This is a genomic window from Pseudomonas sp. PA27(2017) (assembly GCF_001945445.1).
Taxonomy (GTDB): Bacteria; Pseudomonadota; Gammaproteobacteria; order Pseudomonadales; family Pseudomonadaceae; genus Aquipseudomonas.
The window spans coordinates 229014-247279 of record NZ_MSXW01000038.1 but is presented as its reverse complement, the minus strand read 5'-3'; the positions used below and the strand labels follow the sequence as shown (position 1 = coordinate 247279).

The following is an 18266-nucleotide window of genomic DNA, read 5'->3' as shown; positions in this document are numbered from 1 at the left end:
GGATGGTTTTAGTTATTGTCGTACGATAACGTATCTCTACAGCCAGCGGCTGCCTCTTTCCACATGCGCTACAGGTGTTCGAAGAATGACCCCACAAGAATTAAAATCCGTCCTCTCCTCCGGTCTGCTGTCTTTCCCGCTGACCGATTTCGATGCCCAAGGCGAATTCAATCCTGAAGGCTACGTGCGCCGCCTCGAGTGGCTGGCCCCGTACGGCGCCACCGCGCTGTTCGCTGCCGGCGGCACCGGTGAATTCTTCTCCCTGGCCGCTGACGAGTATTCGTCGGTGATCAAGACCGCCGTCGATACCTGCGCAGGCAGCGTGCCGATTCTCGCCGGCGTCGGTGGCTCCACCCGGCAGGCCATCCAGTACGCACAGGAAGCCGAGCGCCTGGGCGCCAAGGGCCTGCTGCTGCTGCCGCACTACCTGACCGAAGCTTCCCAGGAAGGCGTTGCTGCTCACGTCGAGCAGGTGTGCAAATCGGTGAAGATCGGTGTGGTGGTCTACAACCGCAACGTCTGCCGCCTGAACGCGCCGCTGCTCGAGCAACTGGCCGAGCGGTGCCCGAATCTGATCGGCTACAAGGACGGCCTGGGTGATATCGAGCTGATGGTTTCCATCCGTCGTCGTCTGGGTGATCGCTTCAGCTACCTGGGCGGTCTGCCGACCGCTGAAGTCTACGCTGCGGCCTACAAGGCCCTGGGCGTGCCGGTATACTCCTCGGCGGTGTTCAACTTCATCCCGAAAACCGCGATGGATTTCTACCACGCCATCGCCAAGGACGATCACGCTACCGTCGCCAAGATCATCGACGACTTCTTCCTGCCTTACCTGGACATCCGTAACCGCAAGGCCGGCTATGCCGTGAGCATCGTCAAGGCCGGCGCCAAGATCTCCGGCTACGACGCCGGCCCGGTCCGCGCCCCGCTGACCGATCTGCTGCCGGACGAGTACGAGAAGCTGGCTGCGCTGATCAAGAAGCAAGGCGCTCAGTAAGCTTCACGCGCGAGCGGCGATACGAAAGAGCCCAGGCCTTGTGCCTGGGCTTTTGCGTTTTTGGGTGGTTGTTGCAAGGCAAATGCGGCCACTCGGGGTTGCGTAGGAGAGGGCAGTGGCTGAATGGGGCGGGAAGCGAGTGCCGTCATGTAGCGCACCGTTTTGATTGTTCGAATGTCGAGGCAAACCAAGAGATGTCGTCGTACGACTTGGTTGCTAGTCGTACGAAGCGATTCACATCTGCGGCAACCTTTCCCGCAGGCTGGAAAGCGACTTTTCTTCAATCTAAAGCATGCAATTAGCCATGTAATTGGAGAATTATTAAGGTTTTGGCTAATTTTTGGACAATTCGGGGGGTCGTACACCGAGCCGGTCGATGGCATTGCTTACAAAGAAAAATGCATCGAGATGCTTGGATTTTTTATAGTTGTACGATAACGTATGACTTCAGTTGCCGGTAACGGCCTCCATGTCCTCATCCAAGGGTGTAAGAAGAATGACTCCACAAGAATTAAAAACCGTCCTCTCCTCCGGCCTCCTGTCGTTCCCGCTGACCGACTTCGACGCTGCCGGTGAATTCAACCCGGCAGGTTACATCCGCCGCCTGGAGTGGCTGGCCCCGTACGGCGCCACCGCGCTGTTCGCCGCCGGCGGCACCGGTGAGTTCTTCTCCCTGGCCGCTGACGAGTATTCGTCGGTGATCAAGACTGCCGTCGATACCTGCGCAGGCAGCGTGCCGATTCTCGCCGGCGTCGGTGGCTCCACCCGCCAGGCCATCCAGTACGCACAGGAAGCCGAGCGCCTGGGTGCCAAGGGCCTGCTGCTGCTGCCGCACTACCTGACCGAAGCCTCCCAGGAAGGCGTCGCGGCTCACGTCGAGCAGGTCTGCAAATCGGTGAAGATCGGTGTGGTAGTCTACAACCGTAACGTTTGCCGTCTGAATGCCGATCTGCTCGAACAGCTGGCCGAGCGTTGCCCGAACCTGATCGGCTACAAGGACGGCCTGGGTGATATCGAGCTGATGGTTTCCATCCGTCGCCGTCTGGGCGAGCGCCTGACCTACCTGGGCGGCCTGCCGACCGCCGAAGTCTACGCCGCCGCCTACAAGGCCCTGGGCGTGCCGGTCTATTCCTCGGCGGTATTCAACTTCATCCCGAAAACCGCGATGGACTTCTACCACGCCATTGCCCGCGAAGATCACGCCACCGTCGGCAAGATCATCGACGATTTCTTCCTGCCGTACCTGGACATCCGTAACCGTAAATCCGGCTACGCGGTGAGCATCGTCAAGGCGGGCGCCAAGATCTCCGGCTACGACGCCGGCCCGGTCCGCGCCCCGCTGACCGAGCTGCTGCCAGGCGAGTACGAGCAGCTTGCGGCGCTGATCGACGCCCAGGGCGCGCAGTAACGGTCATCCACGACTGGCTGCGCGTCGGCCAGTCGGCGACGCTGCCGCTCCACAAGCCCGGGCCTCGTGCCCGGGTTTTTTCGTTCTGCCAGGCGCCATCCGATTACCGCGGGATCTCTGGTTACTGCCCGGCCGGCTGGTTAAGATGCGCGATCCTTCACGCAGCCAGCGGCCCGTCATGGCAAAGAAATCTCGCGCTTCATCTTCCTCCACGCCTGCGAGCAAGGGCGCGAGCGTGACGCTGATCGACGTGGCCAAGGTGGCCGGCGTTTCGCCGATCACCGTGTCCCGCGCTCTGCACCGGCCCGACGTGGTCAGCGAAAGCGCCCGCAAGAAGGTGCTCGAAGCCGTGCGGGTGACCGGCTATGTGCCGAACATGCTGGCTGGCGGACTGGCCTCGAACAAGAGCCGGCTGGTGGCGATTTTCGTGCCGACCATCGCCCACTCGATCTTCGCCGAAACCGTACAATCGCTGATGGATCACCTGACCACCGCGGGCTACCAGACGATGATCGGCCTGACTGGCTACTCGGCCGAGCAGGAAGAGCGGCTGCTCGGCGCGGTGCTTGGTCGGCGCCCCGATGGCATCGTGCTGACCGGCACCCTGCACACCGAGGAAAGCCGGCTGCGTTTGCAGGCGGCGGGCATTCCGGTGGTCGAGGCCTGGGACCTGGGCGCATCGCCCATCGACATGCAGGTGGGGTTCTCCCATGAGAAGGTCGGCCAGGCGATTGCCGATCACCTGCACGGCAAGGGCTACCGCCGCTTCGCCATCGTTTCGGTCGATGACTCCCGGGCGCTCAAGCGCGGCGGCAGCGTGATCGACCAGCTCAAGGCGCTGGGCATCGACGAGGTGCCCATGGCGGTGCTCGCCGCGCCTGCCACCCTGCAGAGCGGCAGGGAAGGGCTGCGCCAGCTGCTTGCCGACGGGCACGCCCCGCAGGTGATCGTCTGCAGTTCGGATACCGTGGCTCAGGGCATCCTGGCAGAGGCGGCGAGCCGGGGCATCGAGGTGCCGGGTCAGCTGGCCGTCATGGGCTTCGGGGATCTGTCCAGTGCTGCCCATCTTCATCCGGCACTGTCGACGGTCAACATCGATGGTCGGCGCATGGGCAAGCACGTCGCCAGTGCGCTGCTGCAGCGTTTTCGCGACGGTGACGAGCAGCAGCCGGTGCGGCTGGACACCGGTTTCACGCTGATCGACCGCGAAACCACCTGACCCGAATCAACCTCTCATCAGACAACTGACAACGTAACAAGAAATTGCTTGAATGATTGCGCAATCATAGTAAAGTCGGCTGTGTAGCGAACTGCGTAGTGCCGTATCGAATGCTGCATTGATTGCGCAATCATCGATTGCCGATCTGCCAGCCAGGCGCCGTCAGCCAATAAGGATAATAAAACCGTGAAAAACAGTATCCGCACGTCCTCTCCATGCCCCAACACGGGCAGTTTCCGTTCGTCCCTGTCTGCGTCCAACGCTTCGAAACCCTACCCGGGTGTCGCGACGCCTCCTGCCACGAGCTAACCGGCCAGATACAACTCCGTTTTCAAACTTCATGACCCCGCCCTTGGGCGGCTGGCGCGTCCGTACGCGCCTGTCAGCAATAAAAATAACATCGAGGTGAGATCTCCATGGGAGACACAAAGAAAACCCACGTCCGTTACCTGATACTGCTGATGCTGTTTCTGGTAACCACCATCAACTACGCCGACCGCGCCACCATTTCCATCGCAGGCTCCAGCATGCAGAAGGATCTGGGTATCGATGCGGTAACCCTCGGCTACATCTTCTCCGCCTTCGGCTGGGCCTACGTGATCGGGCAGATCCCGGGTGGCTGGCTGCTCGACCGCTTCGGTTCCAAGCGCGTATATGCCGCCGGCATTTTCATCTGGTCGCTGTTCACCCTGCTGCAGGGCTTTGTCGGCATGATGCCGGTGGCCTGGGCGGTGGTGACCCTGTTCGTGCTGCGCTTCATGGTCGGCTTCGCCGAAGCGCCGTCGTTCCCGGGTAACGCCCGTATCGTCGCGGCCTGGTTCCCGACGGCCGAGCGCGGTACCGCATCGGCGATCTTCAACTCGGCGCAGTACTTCGCCACCGCACTGTTCGCGCCGCTGATGGGCTGGATCGTCTATTCCTTCGGCTGGGAGCACGTGTTCGTGGTCATGGGCGTACTGGGCATCGTCTTCGCCGGCATCTGGATGAAGACCATCTACAACCCCAAGGAACACCCGCGTATCAGCGCTGCCGAGGTCGAGCACATCGCCAGCAATGGCGGCCTGGTCGACATGGATCAGACCAAGGGCAGCGGTGGGCCGAAGTGGCACTACATCACCCAATTGCTGACCAACCGCATGATGGTCGGCGTGTACCTGGGCCAGTACTGCATCAACGCCATCACCTACTTCTTCCTCACCTGGTTCCCGGTTTACCTGGTGCAGGAGCGTGGCATGACCATCCTCAAGGCCGGCTTCATCGCCTCCTTGCCGGCGATCATGGGTTTCGTCGGCGGCGTGCTCGGCGGGGTGATCTCCGACTGGCTGCTGCGCCGTGGCAATAGCCTGACCCTGGCGCGCAAGCTGCCTATCGTCTGCGGCCTGATGCTGTCGACCAGCATGGTGCTGTGCAACTACGTGTCGGCCGAATGGATGGTGGTCGGTTTCATGACCCTGGCCTTCTTCGGCAAAGGTCTCGGCGCCCTTGGCTGGGCCGTGGTCTCGGACACCTCGCCCAAGCAGATCGCGGGCCTGTCCGGCGGCCTGTTCAACACCTTCGGCAACATCGCCTCGATCACCACGCCCATCGTCATCGGCTACATCATCAGCGCCACCGGCTCGTTCAAGTGGGCACTGGTGTACGTTGGCGCCAACGCCCTGGTCGCGGTGTTCAGCTACCTGTTCATCGTCGGTCGCATTCAGCGCGTGGTGCTGAAGGATGAAAATGGCCAGGCGCTTGGCGAACAGGCTTCGCCCGCTCCGGCAACCTGACCGCTCGCGGCCTCGTCTGGCACCGGCAGGCGAGGCCATGACCGTGCTTTTACAACAAGAAAAGGATTAGCCCCATGGATCTCATTCAACATCAGGACTCCCCGCGATACATCCGCCTGCATCCCGATGACAACGTCGGCGTGGTGGTCAACGAACAGGGGGTGGCGGCCGGTGGCCGTTTTGCCGACGGCCTGGAGGCGTTGGAGGGCATTCCCCAGAGCCACAAGGTGTCGCTGGTGGCGATTGCCGAAGGCGGCAACGTGGTGCGCTACGGGGAAGTGATCGGCTACGCCCTGAATCCTATTCCTGCCGGCACCTGGGTGACCGAGGCGCTGTTGCGCATGCCCGAGCCGCCGGTGCTGGACAACCTGCCCAAGGCGACCATCAAGGCACCGACGCCCGAACCGCTGGACGGCTACACCTTCGAAGGCTTCCGCAATGCCGATGGCACCGTCGGCACACGCAACATCCTTGGCGTCACCACCACGGTGCAGTGCGTGGTCGGCGTGCTCGACCACTGCGTCGAGCGCGTGCGCAAGGAAATCCTCCCCAAGTACCCGAATGTCGATGACGTGGTGCCGCTGTCGCACAGTTACGGCTGTGGCGTGGCGATCAACGCACCGGACGCCGTGGTGCCGATCCGCACGCTCTACAACATCAGCCGCAACCCCAACCTGGGCGGCCAGGCGCTGGTGATCAGCCTGGGCTGCGAGAAACTGCAGGCCAACCAGCTGATGGACGGTGACGCCCTGACCTGCGGCCAGGACGAGGAAGAGTGGCTGTTCCGCCTGCAGGATTCGGGCACCGGTTTCGCCGGCATGATCGAGCAGATCATGGGCATGATCGAAGATCGCCTGAAGGTGCTCGATCAGCGTCGCCGCGAAACCGTGCCGGCTTCCGAGCTGGTGGTGGGCATGCAGTGCGGCGGCAGCGACGCCTTCTCCGGCATCACCGCCAACCCGGCGCTGGGCGTAGCGGCCGACCTGCTGGTACGGGCCGGCGCCACCGTGATGTTCTCCGAGAACACCGAGGTGCGTGATGGAATCCATCTGCTGACTCCGCGCGCCGCCAGCGTCGAAGTGGCCGATGCGCTGATCCGCGAAATGGACTGGTATGACCGCTATCTCGAGCGTGGCATGGCTGATCGCAGCGCCAACACCACGCCGGGCAACAAGAAGGGCGGCCTCAACAACATCGTCGAAAAGGCCATGGGCTCGATCGCCAAGTCCGGCAACAGCCCGATCGTCGGCGTGGTCTCGCCCGGCGAGCGGATTCGCGGCAAGGGCCTGTGGTTCTGCGCCACCCCGGCCAGCGACTTCATCTGCGGCACCCTGCAACTGGCCGCCGGCATGAACCTGCACATCTTCACCACCGGCCGCGGCACGCCCTACGGTCTGTCCATGGTGCCGGTGATCAAGGTGGCCACCCGCACCCAGCTGGCCGAACGCTGGCCGGACCTGATTGATGTCGACGCCGGGCAGATCACCTCGGGGCGCATGTCCCTCGAGGAAATGGGCTGGCACATCTTCCAGCTCTACCTGGACATCGCCAGCGGCAAGCAGCAGACCTGGGCCGAGAAGCATCGCCTGCATAACGATCTGGTGCTATTCAATCCCGCCCCAGTCACCTGAGAACCCGCCCCAAGTCAGCTGCGCGTCGGCCCTGCGGCGTTAAAAACAGGCTCGGAATGCTCATGTACACCAGTACACTCCGCTTCCTCGCCTGTTTTTGCCTTGCAGGGCTCTAGCTCGCAAGACTTGAAGCGGGTTCTTTTCTGAAGAGATCCCGAGCCGCCTCGCTTTCGCCCGTGCCGAGGCAGGTATCATCCGCACTTCGATATCCACGATAGGAGAGCTGCATGAGTCGTCCCACCGTGCTTCAGGTCGGTCGTTTCCCGCCACGTTTCAATGAGCGCCTGCAGCGCGACTATCAACTGATCCGCCTGTGGGAGCAGAAGGAGTTTCTCGCCGAGCGCGGTGCCGAGATCGATATCGTCGTGACCTCGGCGCGCTACGGCTGCTCGGCCGAGCAACTGGCGCAGATGCCCAACCTCAAGGCCATCTGCAGTTTCGGTGTCGGCCATGATTCGATTGCCGTCGATGAGGCCAAGGCCCGTGGCATCGTCATCAGCACCACGCCGGACGTGCTCAACGAATGCGTGGCCGACACGGCCATTGGCCTGGTGATCGACACCGCCCGGCAGTTCGCTGCATCCGACCAGCACGTGCGCCAGGGTAAATGGCTCAAGGGCCAGTACCCGCTGACCCGCAAGGTCAGTGGCAAGAAGCTGGGCATCGTCGGCTTCGGGCGGATCGGCAAGGAAATCGCCAAGCGCGCCGCGGGGTTCGACCTGGACATCCGCTACCACAACCGCCGGCCTGACCCGAGCACCACTTACGGTTACGAGGCCGACCTCAAGGCACTGGCAAGCTGGGCCGACTTTCTGGTGCTGGCCTGCCCTGGCGGTGCGTCCACCCATCACCTGATCGACGCCGAGGTGCTCGCTGCCCTGGGCGCTGACGGCATTTTGGTCAACATTTCCCGCGGTAGCGTGGTGGACGAGCAGGCGCTGGTCGCCGCGCTGCAGGCCGGTACGCTCGGCGGCGCAGGGCTGGACGTTTTCGAGGACGAGCCGCGGGTGCCCGAGGTGCTGTTCGCCATGCCCAATGTGGTGCTGTTGCCCCACGTAGGCAGCGCCACCGAGGAAACCCGGCTGGCCATGGAGAACCTGGTGTTCGATAATCTCGATGCCTTTATTGAGCGTGGTGAGCTGATCACCCCGCTCTGAGAACATGCTCACGATCTGCTGCGCGTCGGCCCTGCGGCGTTAAAAGCCCGCTCGGACTGCTCATTTACAGCTCGTAAACTCCGCGTCCTCGCCTGCTTTTGCCTTGCATGGCTCTAGCTCGCTAGATCGTGAGCATGTTCGAACCGAATAGGCGAGCCGCGCAAGCGGCTTCGCTTATACGCGCCGGGCCACAAGCCCGAACGCGGTTTCTACCCTCGAGCGACACCCGGTGCGCCACAAGCGCACCGGTTCTCTAGGCCTCCGTGGCCTCACGCCTTGCAATGAATGCCGCCATCAGCTGGTTGCCATCGAGAATGTCGGTGCAGATCGCCTGGCGCGCCGCCGCGCCATCACCCTTCTGCAGGGCATGAAAAACCTCCCAGTGATGCTCGATCGCCATGCGTTCGCTGAAGTCGCCATAGGCACGGGCGATCAGCGGCCCGGTGCGCATCCACAGGCTGTCGAGTACGTCGCGCAGCAGTGGCATGCCGGCGATATCGGCCAGGGCGAAGTGAAATGCCTGGTTGAGCTTCAGTGCCGCGATCAGGTCGCCGTCGTGCACCGCCTCCAGGTTGTCGCGGATGTTGCGCTCGAGCATCTGCAACTGTTCGGCGCTTACCTTGCCGGCCGCGGTTTCGGCGGCCAGGCCTTCGAGCGCCAGGCGAATGCTGCGGATTTCCGCGTACTGCTCCAAGGTCAGCACCGGCACTCGGATGTCGCGCGGGGTCTTCAGGATCAGCGCCTTTTCCTTCGCCAGCTGCAGGATCGCGTCGCGTACCGGGGTGACGCTGGTGCCCAACTGCTCGGCCAGGTCGCGGATGCGCAGGCGGTCGTCCGGCTGGAAACGGCCGGTGATCAAGGCCTCGCGCAGCAAGGCGTAAACGCCACTACCCAGGTAGGTGTGGCTGAGACCGTCGATGGGGTATTTCATGGTGGTGACTTCCAGGGCGCAGGCCAGGCGATTCTACCTTGCGAGGCTTCATACGTGCTGGCCACCGTTGACGTGAATTTCTGCGCCATTGACGTAAGTCGCCCCGGACGTGCAGAGAAAATACACCAGCGAGGCGACTTCCTCGGGTTTGCCCAGGCGATGCATGGGAATATCACGCTCGACGATCTGCTCGGTACCCGACGACAGGATCGAGGTGTCGATTTCGCCCGGCGCAATGGCGTTCACGCGCACCCCGTGGCAACCGAATTCGTGGGCCATCTCGCGGGTCAGTGCCGCCAGCCCCGCCTTGGAGGCGGCATAGGCGGAGCCGGCGAAAGGATGCACCCGTGAGCCGGCGATGGAGGTGACGTTGATGATGCTGCCCTGGGCTGCCTTCAGTTCCTCGAACAGCCCGCGGGCGAGCAGGGCGGTGGAGAACAGGTTGACGTTGAACACTTTGGTCCAGGTGGCGTAGTCGCTGCCCAGCACGCCCAGGCGTTCGCCCTCGCTGCCTTTGGGCGACACGCCGGCGTTGTTGACCAGTGCATCCAGCCGCCAGCCGAGCTTCTCGCGGATCAGCGGCAGGCTCTCCTGCAAGTGCTCGATGTCCTCGAGGTCCAGATGAATATGGTTGAGCTTGCCCTCGGCCCAGGGGCATTCGGCGACCCAGTCATGGCGCGAGGCGGTGAAGATGCGCCAGCCCGCCGCGTTGAAGTGTTTGACCGTCGCATGGCCGATGCCCCGGCTGGCGCCGGTCAGCAGCAGGGTTTTCTGATCGCTCATGGCATTTCTCCGCAGTGGTGGGGCTTGCGCAAGCACTGTAGCTGGGCAAATCATCGCTCAATGAAAAATATGATGCATCATAAATTTCAGGATGCTTTAATGATTCCGCCGTGCACGCCAATAACAACAAATAGATGGCCTAGTGGACCTGCTCAGCTCCCCAGCGCCGTGCCAATGGTTCTTGTCGGTAAAGCACCGGTGTTTCTTCCTTGAAGCTGCCCTTACCCAACCAGAGCCTCGGCCCTGCCAGGAGCAACCCTCAATGTTCAAGAAAACCGCACTACTGATCGCCCTCGCCAGCAGCGCCGCCATGTCGCAAGCGGCTGAAAAACTCGCCGTGGTTTCCTTTGGCGGTGACAACAAGGTGGTTCAGGAATCAGCGTTCTACAAACCCTTCGAGGCGCGCGAGAAGGTGCGCATCGAAGCCTCCGCGTATAACGGCGAGATGGCCAAGATCAAGGTCATGGCCGATACCGGGCAGGTTTCCTGGGACGTCGTCGAAGTGGAGACCCCGGAACTGATCCGTGGTTGCAGTGAAGGGCTGTTCGAGCCGCTGGACTGGGCGAAGATCGGCAAGCGTGAGGATTTCATTCCCGAGGCGGTGAGCGATTGCGGCGCCGGGATCTTCATCTGGTCGACGGTACTGACCTACGACGGCAGCAAGCTCAAAGGCGCCCCCGCGGGCTGGGCGGATTTCTGGGATGTGCAGAAATTCCCGGGCAAGCGCGGCCTGCGTCGTGGCGCCAAGTTCACCCTGGAGTTCGCCCTGCTTGCCGACGGCGTGGCGCAGGCCGATCTGTACAAGGTGCTGGGCACCGAAGAAGGCGTCGAGCGGGCGTTCCGCAAGCTCGATCAGCTCAAGCCCAACATCCAGTGGTGGGAAGCCGGCGCGCAGCCGCTGCAATGGCTGGCCGCCGGTGACGTGGTGATGACCTCGGCCTACAACGGCCGCGTGACCACGGCGCAGAAGGAAGGCCGCGACTTCGTCATGCAATGGAACGGCAGCCTCTACGACCTCGATCACTGGGCCATCGTCAAAGGCAGCAAGAACAAGGAACTGGCCGAGAAGTTCATCGCCATGGCCAGCACGCCCGAGTTGCAGAAGGTCTATGCCGAGGGCATTCCCTATGGCCCGACCAACACCCATACCATGGCGCTGATCGACCCGACCATACAGGGCAGCCTGCCGACGGCGCCGCAGAACCTCAAGAACGCCCGCGCCATGGATATCGAGTTCTGGATCGACCATGGCGAAGACCTGGAGCAGCGTTTCAACGCCTGGGCCAGCAAATAAAAGAGGTAACAGGCCCCAGGAGTGGCAGCGGGCCATGCCGCAAAATTCGGGTACGGCCGGATTGCTCCTTGGGGTCTTGTTTTGTCACAACAGGCAGTACGTGAATTTAACGAGGGCCAGATCCTGGCGGAGTGTATGGATGTGTCGCTGAATACCCAGGTTGTGCATGACCCCTTATTGCAGGCGCAGCCGGCGCAGGTCAGCGCGGTGCGCGCCGGTATCATCGCCAGCGAGTGCTTTGGCGTGCTGGGCGGCGTTCGCCCGTTGGCCGGTGAACGCGACCTGAATTTCCAGCTCGCCTGCGCGGACGGTACGTCCTATCTGCTGAAGATTTCCCATCCGCTGGAAAACCCTCAGGTGGTGGATTTCCAGAACCAGGCGCTGCTGCAGATCCAGCGCGCCGATCCCGAGCTGCCGGTGCAGCGTGTGTATGCCGCGCGTGACGGTCGCTATCAGGCCGCGGTCGATATCGATGGCCAGACCATGCTGGTGCGTCTGCTGTCGTTCGTCGATGGGCTGCCTTTGCATCAGGTCAGCGCGCGCAACGCCCGGTTGCGCCATAACCTGGGCGACGCTATGGCGCGGCTCGACAGGGCGCTGGCCGACTTCCGACATCCCGCATCTGAACACGAGTTGCTCTGGGACATGCAGCAAGCCGCCCGGCTGCGGCCGCTGCTGGCGCATATCGATGACCAGCCGTTGCGAACGCTGGTGGGCAAGGCACTGGACGCCTTCGAGGCTCAGGCCTTGCCACGTTTTCCAGCGCTGCGTCGTCAGGTGATCCACAACGACCTCAACCCGCATAACGTCATCGTCGACCCCCAGCGGCCCGAGTGTGTGCTGAACATCCTCGATTTCGGCGATATGGTCGAGGCGCCGCTGATCAACGAGGTCGGCGTCGCCGCGGCGTACCAGCTTGGCCATGGGGGAGACGTGCTGGCGCCGGCCCTGGACTTCGTGGCCGCCTATCACCGACGCAACCCGCTGCGTGACGAGGAACTGGATATCCTCGGTGAGCTGATCGCCACGCGGTTGGTGATGACCATCGCCATCACCGCCTGGCGCGCCAGCCTGCACCCGGAAAATCGCGATTACATCCTGCGCAACGTACCCCAGGCCAGCGCCAGCCTGCGCGGTCTGGCGGCCAGCGAACCGGCGCTGGTGCGCCAACGAATCCATCAAGCCTGCCGGGGAGCCTTGCAGCCATGAGCATGATCAACGGCTTCAGTGCGGCGGATGCCGAACGGCTGAGTGAAAGGGAGCGCAGCCTCATCGAGCGCCGCGAACGGCTGCTCGGCCCGGCCTACCGGTTGTTCTACGAGCGCCCGCTGCACACCGTGCGCGGCGAGGGTGTATGGCTCTACGACGCTGCGGGGCGGCGTTACCTGGATGCCTACAACAACGTGGCATCCATCGGCCATTGTCACCCGCGCGTGGTGCAGGCGATTGCCGAGCAGGCGGCGGTGCTCAATACCCACACCCGGTACCTGCAGGAAGGCATTCTCGATTATGCCGAGCAGCTGCTGGCGACCTTCCCGGCCGGGCTCGAACAGGTGATGTTCACCTGCACCGGCAGCGAGGCCAATGACCTGGCGCTGCGCATCGCCCGCCACTACACCGGCGGCACCGGAGTGATCATCACCCGTTTCGCCTACCACGGGGTGACCGGCGATATTTCCGCGCTGTCGCCATCGCTGGGCGCCAGTATCCAGCTTCCCGGCCATGCCCGTACCGTGCGCCCCCCGGATGTCTATCGCCTCGGGCCCGAGGCGGGCAAGCTGTTCGCTGAAGACGTGCGGGCCGCCATCGCCGATCTGCGCGCCCACGGCATCAAGCCGGCGGCGCTGCTGATCGACGGCATCTTCGCCAGCGATGGCATCTTCGCAGGGCCCGAAGGCTGTATCGCCGAAGCGGTTGCGGTCGCCCAGGCAGAGGGGTTGCTGTACATCGCCGATGAAGTGCAGTGCGGCTTCGCTCGCACCGGTTCGCACATGTGGGGGTTTCAGCGTCATGGCGTGCAGCCGGATCTGGTCAGTCTCGGTAAACCCATGGGCAATGGCCAGCCGATCGCGGGCGTGGTCGTGCGCCCCGAGGTACTCGAACCCTTTGGTCGCAGCATGCGCTACTTCAATACTTTTGGCGGCAACCCGGTGTCCTGCGCCGCCGGCCAGGCCGTGCTCGACGTGATCCGCGACGAGGGGCTGCTGCAGCGCTCGGCGCAGGTCGGCGATTACCTGCTGGCGGGTATACGCCGCCTGGCCGGGCGCCACGAGCTGATCGGCGATGTGCGCGGGGCGGGGATGTTCATCGGCGTCGAGTTGGTCAGTGATCGGGCCAGCAAGGCGCCGGCGGCCGAGCAGGCCAAGCGGGTGGTCAACGGCATGCGCGAGCGCGGCGTGCTGATCAGCGCGGCCGGGCCCTTGGAGAACATCCTGAAGATTCGGCCGTTGCTGGCGTTCGAGCAGGCGCATGCGGATTTGCTGATCGATGCATTGGATGAGGCCTTGCAGGCCTTGGTGTGAGCCGCTCAGGCCCGCCGAAGGAATTCGGCGGGCACCGCTTCGGTCAGCCAGACGCCGTTGTCGGCCTGGAAGAACGCGAAGCCCTGCTCGTGCATGCGTAGCGCGTCGATCTCGAGGATCACCGGGCTGCCGTAGCGCTGGCCGACCTGCTGGGCAGTTTCCATATCCCGAGACAGGTGCACATGATGGCGCGCTCCGGCGATCAGGCCCTGGCCTTCGATGGATTCCAGAAAGCGACTGGCGGTGCCGTGGTAGAGGCGTTCGGGCGGCTTTTTCCGAACGTGCTGCAGTTGCACCTGGGCGGTCGAATGACCCTGGGCAGCGCGGATCCTGCGGCCGTCAGCGGACAAGCTGAAGCGCTTCTTGTCGCTGCTGGCAACCACGTCTTCGATGGTTTCGATATCCAGCGCGCGACCGCTTTGTGCTGCGCCTTCGATCAGTGCGTCGATGTCGGCCCAGCCTTCGCTGTCCAGCTGCAGACCTATGGCTTGGGGCTCATGACGCAGCACGTAGCTGAGGAATTTGCTGGTTTCGTCGCGGCTCATCTTTTAATTACATCCATGTCATAAAACGGGGCTCAGGCGCCGGGTTTGCTATCCAAGGCCTTGCAGCTGGCCGCATAGTTCTGTTTGCAGGCGCTTTGGAACAGGCGGCGGGCCTGGTCTGGGTCGCGCTGAACGCCGTCGATGCCGCGCATGTATAGGTTGCCGAGAATATGCTGCGCCATGGGGTTGCCGCTACTGGCGGACTGGTTGAGGTACTTGAGCATGGCGGGTGGGTTGCGAAACTCCGGGTTGTCCCGGCCGGTGTAGAGGTAAGCCAGGCTGACGGCGGCCTCGGCGTGGCCGCGGTCGGCTGCCTGTTTCCACCAGTATTCGGCCTGCTTGAGGTCCTTTTGCGGCTTGCCGACGAAATAGAAACTGCCCAGTTTGAACTGGCTGTCCAGGTCGCCGCGTTGTGCCAGGGCGGTCAGGCGCTGGAAGTCACCTTCGGCGGCCTGCTGCTCGGGGGACGCCGCGCCTGTTGGGCTCTGATTCGCAGGCGCCTGGGGCTGGTGGTGGTTGGCGCAACCGGCAAGCAGGGCGAGAACGCTGGCGAGCAGCAACGGCGTGGTGAATACGGACAGTGGGGTCATGCTTGGGCTCCGGGAAGGACGGCTTGCGCCTCATGTCGAGAGCCGTCGGTGCTGCGATTATTGTCGAGGTTCGACCTGCTGGTCGGCAAACCGTTCGCCAGCCGGTGAACGATGCTGCTTGGTTGTGTGAAATTAATCGTGTATTTTTTCATGAAATAATCGCTCGATAATTTCATTCCATGTTCCGGCAGTCCCCTCGGCATCTCGCCACCTACTATGCAGGCTGTTATCCAGGCCCTATCCCCGAGCGTGCTCGCCTCGAAAAGGACCTGGACTGCGACGTGATGATCGTCGGAGGCGGCTTCAGCGGTTTGCATTGTGCCCTGCGCCTGGCGGAGGCCGGCAAACGGGTGATCATGCTGGAGGCCAGCCGCGTGGCCTGGGCGGCCTCGGGGCGCAACGGTGGGCAGGCGCTGCTGGGTTGGTCATGCGATATGCCGCCGTTGGAAAAGGCCCTTGGCCTCGACGGTGCCCGGCAGCTTTGGGACAGCATGTGCTGGGCCGCCGATGAGCTTCGCGAGTTGCCGGCGCGCCATGGTTTCGAGGTGGATTACCGTGTCGGCAGCCTGTGGACGGCGGTACTGCCGCGCCGGGTCGGGCAGCTTCGTGAGGCGCAGCATGAGGCGCTGCAAAAATGGGGCTACCACGATCTGCGGCTGATCGAAGGCGCGGAGCTGCGCGAATGGATCGACAGCCCGCGTTACGTGGCGGCGCTGCATGACGCCAGGGGTGCCCACCTCGACCCGCTCAAGCTGGCCCAGGGGTTGGCGGCTGCTATCGAGAAGGCCGGCGGCCGTATCTACGAGCAGACCCGAGCCCTGGCCTACGAAACGCTGCCGGAAGGCTACCGCGTGCGCACCGCGCATGGCGAGGTGCGCGCTGATGTATTGGTTCTGGCCTGCAATGCCTACCTCGACACGCTGGACGAGTCGCTATCCCGGCGCGTGCTACCGGTCGGCTCCTATCAGGTGGCCACCCAAGCGCTCGACCCACAATTGGGGCGTTCGCTGCTGCCGCACAACAGTTGCGTGATCGACAACCAGTTCGTTCCCGATTACTTGCGCCTGACCCCGGACAACCGCCTGTTGTTCGGCGGTGGCTGCACCTATCTCGGCGGCTTGCCGAAAGACGTGCCCACGGCGACCCGCCCGTATCTGGAGCGCGTATTTCCCCAGCTCAAGGGCGTGGCCATCGAATACGGCTGGGGCGGGCATATCGACGTCACCATGAAGCGCACCCCGGATGTCGGGCGCAGCGGCCAGCGTTACTGGCTGCAGGGGTTCTCCGGCCATGGCGTGCTGCCGACCCTGGCCGCGGCACGGGCGGTCACCGATGCGATTGCCGGCGACGACCACTTGCTGGCGCTCTACCAGCGCATCGGCAACCCCCGTTTTCCCGGCGGCAGCTGGCTGGCGGCGCCGCTGGAGGCCGCAGGCAAAGCCTGGTATCGGCTGCGTGACTTTCTATGAAGGGCTCGACCGGCATGGACATGCAGGAAGAAATCGAAGGTCTCGCGATCCTGATCCGCGACCTGCGCAAGCACAAGAACCTCACGCTCGGCGAGCTGGCCGCGCGCATCGGGCGCTCGGTGGGCTTCCTGTCCCAGGTCGAGCGCGGCCTGTCCAAGCCGACCGTGGCGGATCTGACCGCCATCAGCGAAACCCTGGGCGTATCGACCACCTATTTCTACAGCCTGCAAAAACCCAGGGCACTGCCATGGGTCACCCGCCCGGGCGAGCGTCGCACCCTTTATTACGCAGGTGGCATCACCGATGTGCTGGCTTCGCCAAGCATGTCAGCCGGCTTCTCCATGCTGGAAAGCCACTTGGCGCCTGGCGCCACCAGCGGCGAGGGCCACCTGACCGACAGCTCGGAGCAGGGCGGCTTCGTGCTCGAAGGCCAACTGAGCATCTGGCTGGACGATCAGCCTGAGCCGGTGACCCTCGGCCCCAATGACAGCTTCCAGTTGCCAGCGCACAGCCAGTTTCGCTACGCCAACCTTACCGACCAGCCCGCACGGGTACTCTGGGTGTTCCGCTAGGCGGACACGGGAAATCACACATGACCTTTACCAGCCTGTCCGACGAAGTCCGCGCCTTTCGCGCCGCTCACCCCGACGTGCGTTATGTCGACCTGATCTGTCTGGACATCCCCGGGCATTTCTATGGCAAGCGCTACCCCATCTCCATGCTGGAGAAGGTCGCCGCCGGCAGCCTGCTCAAGCTGCCGCAGAACTGCGTATTGCTGGGTGCCCAGGGCGGCCTGCACGAGATCGGCGATTATTGCTTCAACGACGGTGACCCGGATGCCACGCGGCGGCTGATTCCCGGCACGCTGAAACCCGTGCGCTGGGAGCAACAGCCGCTTGGGCAGATGCTGATCAGCTCGGACGGCACCGAATCGCCCATCGAGTTCGAGCCCCGGGAAGTGCTGGCTCGCGTGCTGGCGCGCCTGGCGGCCAAGGGCATTCATCCGGTGGTTGCCTTCGAGCTGGAGTTCTATCTGTTCGACCGGGCGCTGAGGGACGGTTTACCGCAATTCCCCCGCGACCCGTTGTGCGGCGACGAGGACGACCAGCCCAACCTGCATATCGAGCGCCTGTCGCGGTTCTCCCCGGTTCTTCACGAGATCGTCGAGGTGGCCAATGAGCAGGGTATCGACGCCAACGTGATCACCGCGGAGATCGGTCCTGGGCAGTTCGAGATCAATTTCGGCCACTGCGAGGACGGCCTGCAGGCAGCCGACTGGGCCGCGCTGTTCACCCGTCTGACCCGCGGTGTGGCCCTCAAGCACGGCCACCGCGCGAGTTTCATGAGCAAGCCTTACCTGGAAGCGCCGGGCAGCGGCATGCACGTGCACGTGAGCCTCTATGACCGGCAGGGCAACAACCTGTTGGCGCCGGACGACGGCAAGCCGCTTCGCCACGCAGTGGCCGGTTGCCTGGACTGGCTGCCGCACTGCATGCCGATTTTCGCGCCGCATCACAATGCCTATCGCCGCTACGGCTCGCGGGTCAACGCCGCCAGCCGCGCCAGCTGGGGTTATGAGGATCGCGATGCCTGCGTGCGGATTCCCGATTCCGACGCCCGCAATCTGCGCATCGAGCATCGCCTGGCCGGCGCCGATGCCAACCCATATCTGGTCCTGGCAGCGATCCTGGCGGCCATGGAAGATGGCATGCAGCAGCGCGCCGAACCCATCGCGCCGTTGAACGAGAATCGTCAGAGCGGCATCGACTTTCCCATGGACATGCTCGGTGCCGTGGCGCAGATGCGCCATCACCCGGCGGTCAATGTCGGGCTGGGCGAAGAGTTCGTGATGGTCTACTGCGAGAACAAACGTCAGGATCACCTGGCGTTCATGGCGCACATCAACGCCCGCGAATACCGCTGGTTCCTGTGAGTTTCTTCGCGACAAAAA

The 18266-nt window shown here is 63.4% G+C and carries 17 protein-coding genes; 12 read left to right on the top strand and 5 right to left on the bottom strand.

The genetic code is table 11. The features are described 5' to 3' along the window. The first annotated feature begins 85 nt into the window (after positions 1 to 85). The 6 genes from kdgD (BVH06_RS17860) to BVH06_RS17830 all read left to right on the top strand — a co-directional run bounded on the left by kdgD (BVH06_RS17860) (position 86) and on the right by BVH06_RS17830 (position 8181). The gene (gene kdgD, locus BVH06_RS17860) at positions 86 to 997 is read left to right on the top strand and encodes a 5-dehydro-4-deoxyglucarate dehydratase (protein WP_075931766.1); all 912 of its coding nucleotides are present in this window, start codon (positions 86 to 88) and stop codon (positions 995 to 997) included. A gap of 496 nt (positions 998 to 1493) precedes the next feature. Then, a complete protein-coding gene (kdgD, locus tag BVH06_RS17855; protein ID WP_075934963.1) occupies positions 1494 to 2405 on the top strand; it encodes a 5-dehydro-4-deoxyglucarate dehydratase in 912 nt (303 codons plus the stop codon). Between the two features lie 178 nt (positions 2406 to 2583). Further along, the gene (locus BVH06_RS17850) at positions 2584 to 3624 is read left to right on the top strand and encodes a LacI family DNA-binding transcriptional regulator (RefSeq protein WP_075934962.1); all 1041 of its coding nucleotides are present in this window, start codon (positions 2584 to 2586) and stop codon (positions 3622 to 3624) included. A gap of 416 nt (positions 3625 to 4040) precedes the next feature. Next, the gene (locus BVH06_RS17840; protein WP_075934960.1) at positions 4041 to 5393 is read left to right on the top strand and encodes an MFS transporter; all 1353 of its coding nucleotides are present in this window, start codon (positions 4041 to 4043) and stop codon (positions 5391 to 5393) included. 74 nt (positions 5394 to 5467) lie between these two features. Then, positions 5468 to 7024, top strand: a complete 1557-nt coding sequence (gene garD / locus BVH06_RS17835) for a galactarate dehydratase (protein WP_075931758.1) — start codon at positions 5468 to 5470, stop codon at positions 7022 to 7024. A 227-nt stretch (positions 7025 to 7251) separates the two neighbouring features. Beyond that, positions 7252 to 8181, top strand: coding sequence for a 2-hydroxyacid dehydrogenase (locus tag BVH06_RS17830; RefSeq protein ID WP_075934959.1), 930 nt, complete (start codon positions 7252 to 7254; stop codon positions 8179 to 8181). 253 nt (positions 8182 to 8434) lie between these two features. Here BVH06_RS17830 and BVH06_RS17825 read toward each other — a convergent pair whose 3' ends face one another. Together BVH06_RS17825 and BVH06_RS17820 are read right to left on the bottom strand one after the other, a co-directional pair. Next, a complete protein-coding gene (locus BVH06_RS17825) occupies positions 8435 to 9112 on the bottom strand; it encodes a GntR family transcriptional regulator (RefSeq protein WP_075934958.1) in 678 nt (225 codons plus the stop codon). Positions 9113 to 9160: 48 nt separating this feature from the next. Then, a complete protein-coding gene (locus tag BVH06_RS17820; RefSeq protein WP_075934957.1) occupies positions 9161 to 9895 on the bottom strand; it encodes an SDR family NAD(P)-dependent oxidoreductase in 735 nt (244 codons plus the stop codon). A gap of 262 nt (positions 9896 to 10157) precedes the next feature. Between BVH06_RS17820 and BVH06_RS17815 the strand changes: the two genes are divergently transcribed. From BVH06_RS17815 to BVH06_RS17805, 3 genes are all read left to right on the top strand, one after another. Then, positions 10158 to 11189 carry an ABC transporter substrate-binding protein gene (locus tag BVH06_RS17815; RefSeq protein ID WP_075934956.1) on the top strand — a complete coding sequence of 344 codons (1032 nt, stop codon included), beginning with the start codon at positions 10158 to 10160 and terminating at the stop codon, positions 11187 to 11189. Positions 11190 to 11330: 141 nt separating this feature from the next. Beyond that, entirely contained in the window at positions 11331 to 12398 is a 1068-nt protein-coding gene (locus BVH06_RS17810; RefSeq protein WP_083652093.1) for a phosphotransferase, read from the top strand. Continuing rightward, the gene (locus tag BVH06_RS17805; RefSeq protein WP_075934954.1) at positions 12395 to 13711 is read left to right on the top strand and encodes an aspartate aminotransferase family protein; all 1317 of its coding nucleotides are present in this window, start codon (positions 12395 to 12397) and stop codon (positions 13709 to 13711) included. The genes BVH06_RS17810 and BVH06_RS17805 overlap by 4 nt, the downstream gene beginning before the upstream one ends. A gap of 5 nt (positions 13712 to 13716) precedes the next feature. Here BVH06_RS17805 and BVH06_RS17800 read toward each other — a convergent pair whose 3' ends face one another. The 3 genes from BVH06_RS17800 to BVH06_RS25910 are packed head-to-tail and all read right to left on the bottom strand — an operon-like array spanning position 13717 to position 15022. Beyond that, positions 13717 to 14256 carry an RNA 2'-phosphotransferase gene (locus BVH06_RS17800; protein WP_075934953.1) on the bottom strand — a complete coding sequence of 180 codons (540 nt, stop codon included), beginning with the start codon at positions 14254 to 14256 and terminating at the stop codon, positions 13717 to 13719. Positions 14257 to 14288: 32 nt separating this feature from the next. Next, positions 14289 to 14846: a tetratricopeptide repeat protein gene (locus BVH06_RS17795; protein WP_075934952.1), complete on the bottom strand. Its 558-nt coding sequence runs from the start codon at positions 14844 to 14846 to the stop codon at positions 14289 to 14291. Then, positions 14843 to 15022 (bottom strand): hypothetical protein, encoded by a 180-nt coding sequence (locus tag BVH06_RS25910; protein ID WP_218189499.1) that lies wholly within the window; start codon positions 15020 to 15022, stop codon positions 14843 to 14845. Before BVH06_RS25910 ends, BVH06_RS17795 begins: the two co-directional genes overlap by 4 nt. Before the next feature lie 3 nt (positions 15023 to 15025). Between BVH06_RS25910 and BVH06_RS17790 the strand changes: the two genes are divergently transcribed. The 3 genes from BVH06_RS17790 to BVH06_RS17780 are packed head-to-tail and all read left to right on the top strand — an operon-like array spanning position 15026 to position 18248. Beyond that, entirely contained in the window at positions 15026 to 16315 is a 1290-nt protein-coding gene (locus BVH06_RS17790) for an FAD-binding oxidoreductase (RefSeq protein WP_075934951.1), read from the top strand. Between the two features lie 14 nt (positions 16316 to 16329). Continuing rightward, entirely contained in the window at positions 16330 to 16887 is a 558-nt protein-coding gene (locus BVH06_RS17785) for a helix-turn-helix domain-containing protein (protein ID WP_075934984.1), read from the top strand. A gap of 20 nt (positions 16888 to 16907) precedes the next feature. After that, entirely contained in the window at positions 16908 to 18248 is a 1341-nt protein-coding gene (locus tag BVH06_RS17780) for a glutamine synthetase family protein (protein WP_075934950.1), read from the top strand. Positions 18249 to 18266 lie beyond the last annotated feature (18 nt).

Coding starts and splice junctions, on each gene's coding strand:
- BVH06_RS17850 (WP_075934962.1), top strand. CDS start 2,584: ATGGCAAAGAAATCTCGCGCTTCATCTTCCTCCACGCCTGCGAGCAAG.
- BVH06_RS17825 (WP_075934958.1), bottom strand. CDS start 9,112: ATGAAATACCCCATCGACGGTCTCAGCCACACCTACCTGGGTAGTGGC.
- BVH06_RS17830 (WP_075934959.1), top strand. CDS start 7,252: ATGAGTCGTCCCACCGTGCTTCAGGTCGGTCGTTTCCCGCCACGTTTC.
- BVH06_RS17795 (WP_075934952.1), bottom strand. CDS start 14,846: ATGACCCCACTGTCCGTATTCACCACGCCGTTGCTGCTCGCCAGCGTT.
- BVH06_RS25910 (WP_218189499.1), bottom strand. CDS start 15,022: ATGAAATTATCGAGCGATTATTTCATGAAAAAATACACGATTAATTTC.
- BVH06_RS17780 (WP_075934950.1), top strand. CDS start 16,908: ATGACCTTTACCAGCCTGTCCGACGAAGTCCGCGCCTTTCGCGCCGCT.
- BVH06_RS17800 (WP_075934953.1), bottom strand. CDS start 14,256: ATGAGCCGCGACGAAACCAGCAAATTCCTCAGCTACGTGCTGCGTCAT.
- BVH06_RS17805 (WP_075934954.1), top strand. CDS start 12,395: ATGAGCATGATCAACGGCTTCAGTGCGGCGGATGCCGAACGGCTGAGT.
- BVH06_RS17785 (WP_075934984.1), top strand. CDS start 16,330: ATGGACATGCAGGAAGAAATCGAAGGTCTCGCGATCCTGATCCGCGAC.
- kdgD (WP_075931766.1), top strand. CDS start 86: ATGACCCCACAAGAATTAAAATCCGTCCTCTCCTCCGGTCTGCTGTCT.
- garD (WP_075931758.1), top strand. CDS start 5,468: ATGGATCTCATTCAACATCAGGACTCCCCGCGATACATCCGCCTGCAT.
- BVH06_RS17820 (WP_075934957.1), bottom strand. CDS start 9,895: ATGAGCGATCAGAAAACCCTGCTGCTGACCGGCGCCAGCCGGGGCATC.
- BVH06_RS17790 (WP_075934951.1), top strand. CDS start 15,026: ATGTTCCGGCAGTCCCCTCGGCATCTCGCCACCTACTATGCAGGCTGT.
- BVH06_RS17840 (WP_075934960.1), top strand. CDS start 4,041: ATGGGAGACACAAAGAAAACCCACGTCCGTTACCTGATACTGCTGATG.
- BVH06_RS17815 (WP_075934956.1), top strand. CDS start 10,158: ATGTTCAAGAAAACCGCACTACTGATCGCCCTCGCCAGCAGCGCCGCC.
- kdgD (WP_075934963.1), top strand. CDS start 1,494: ATGACTCCACAAGAATTAAAAACCGTCCTCTCCTCCGGCCTCCTGTCG.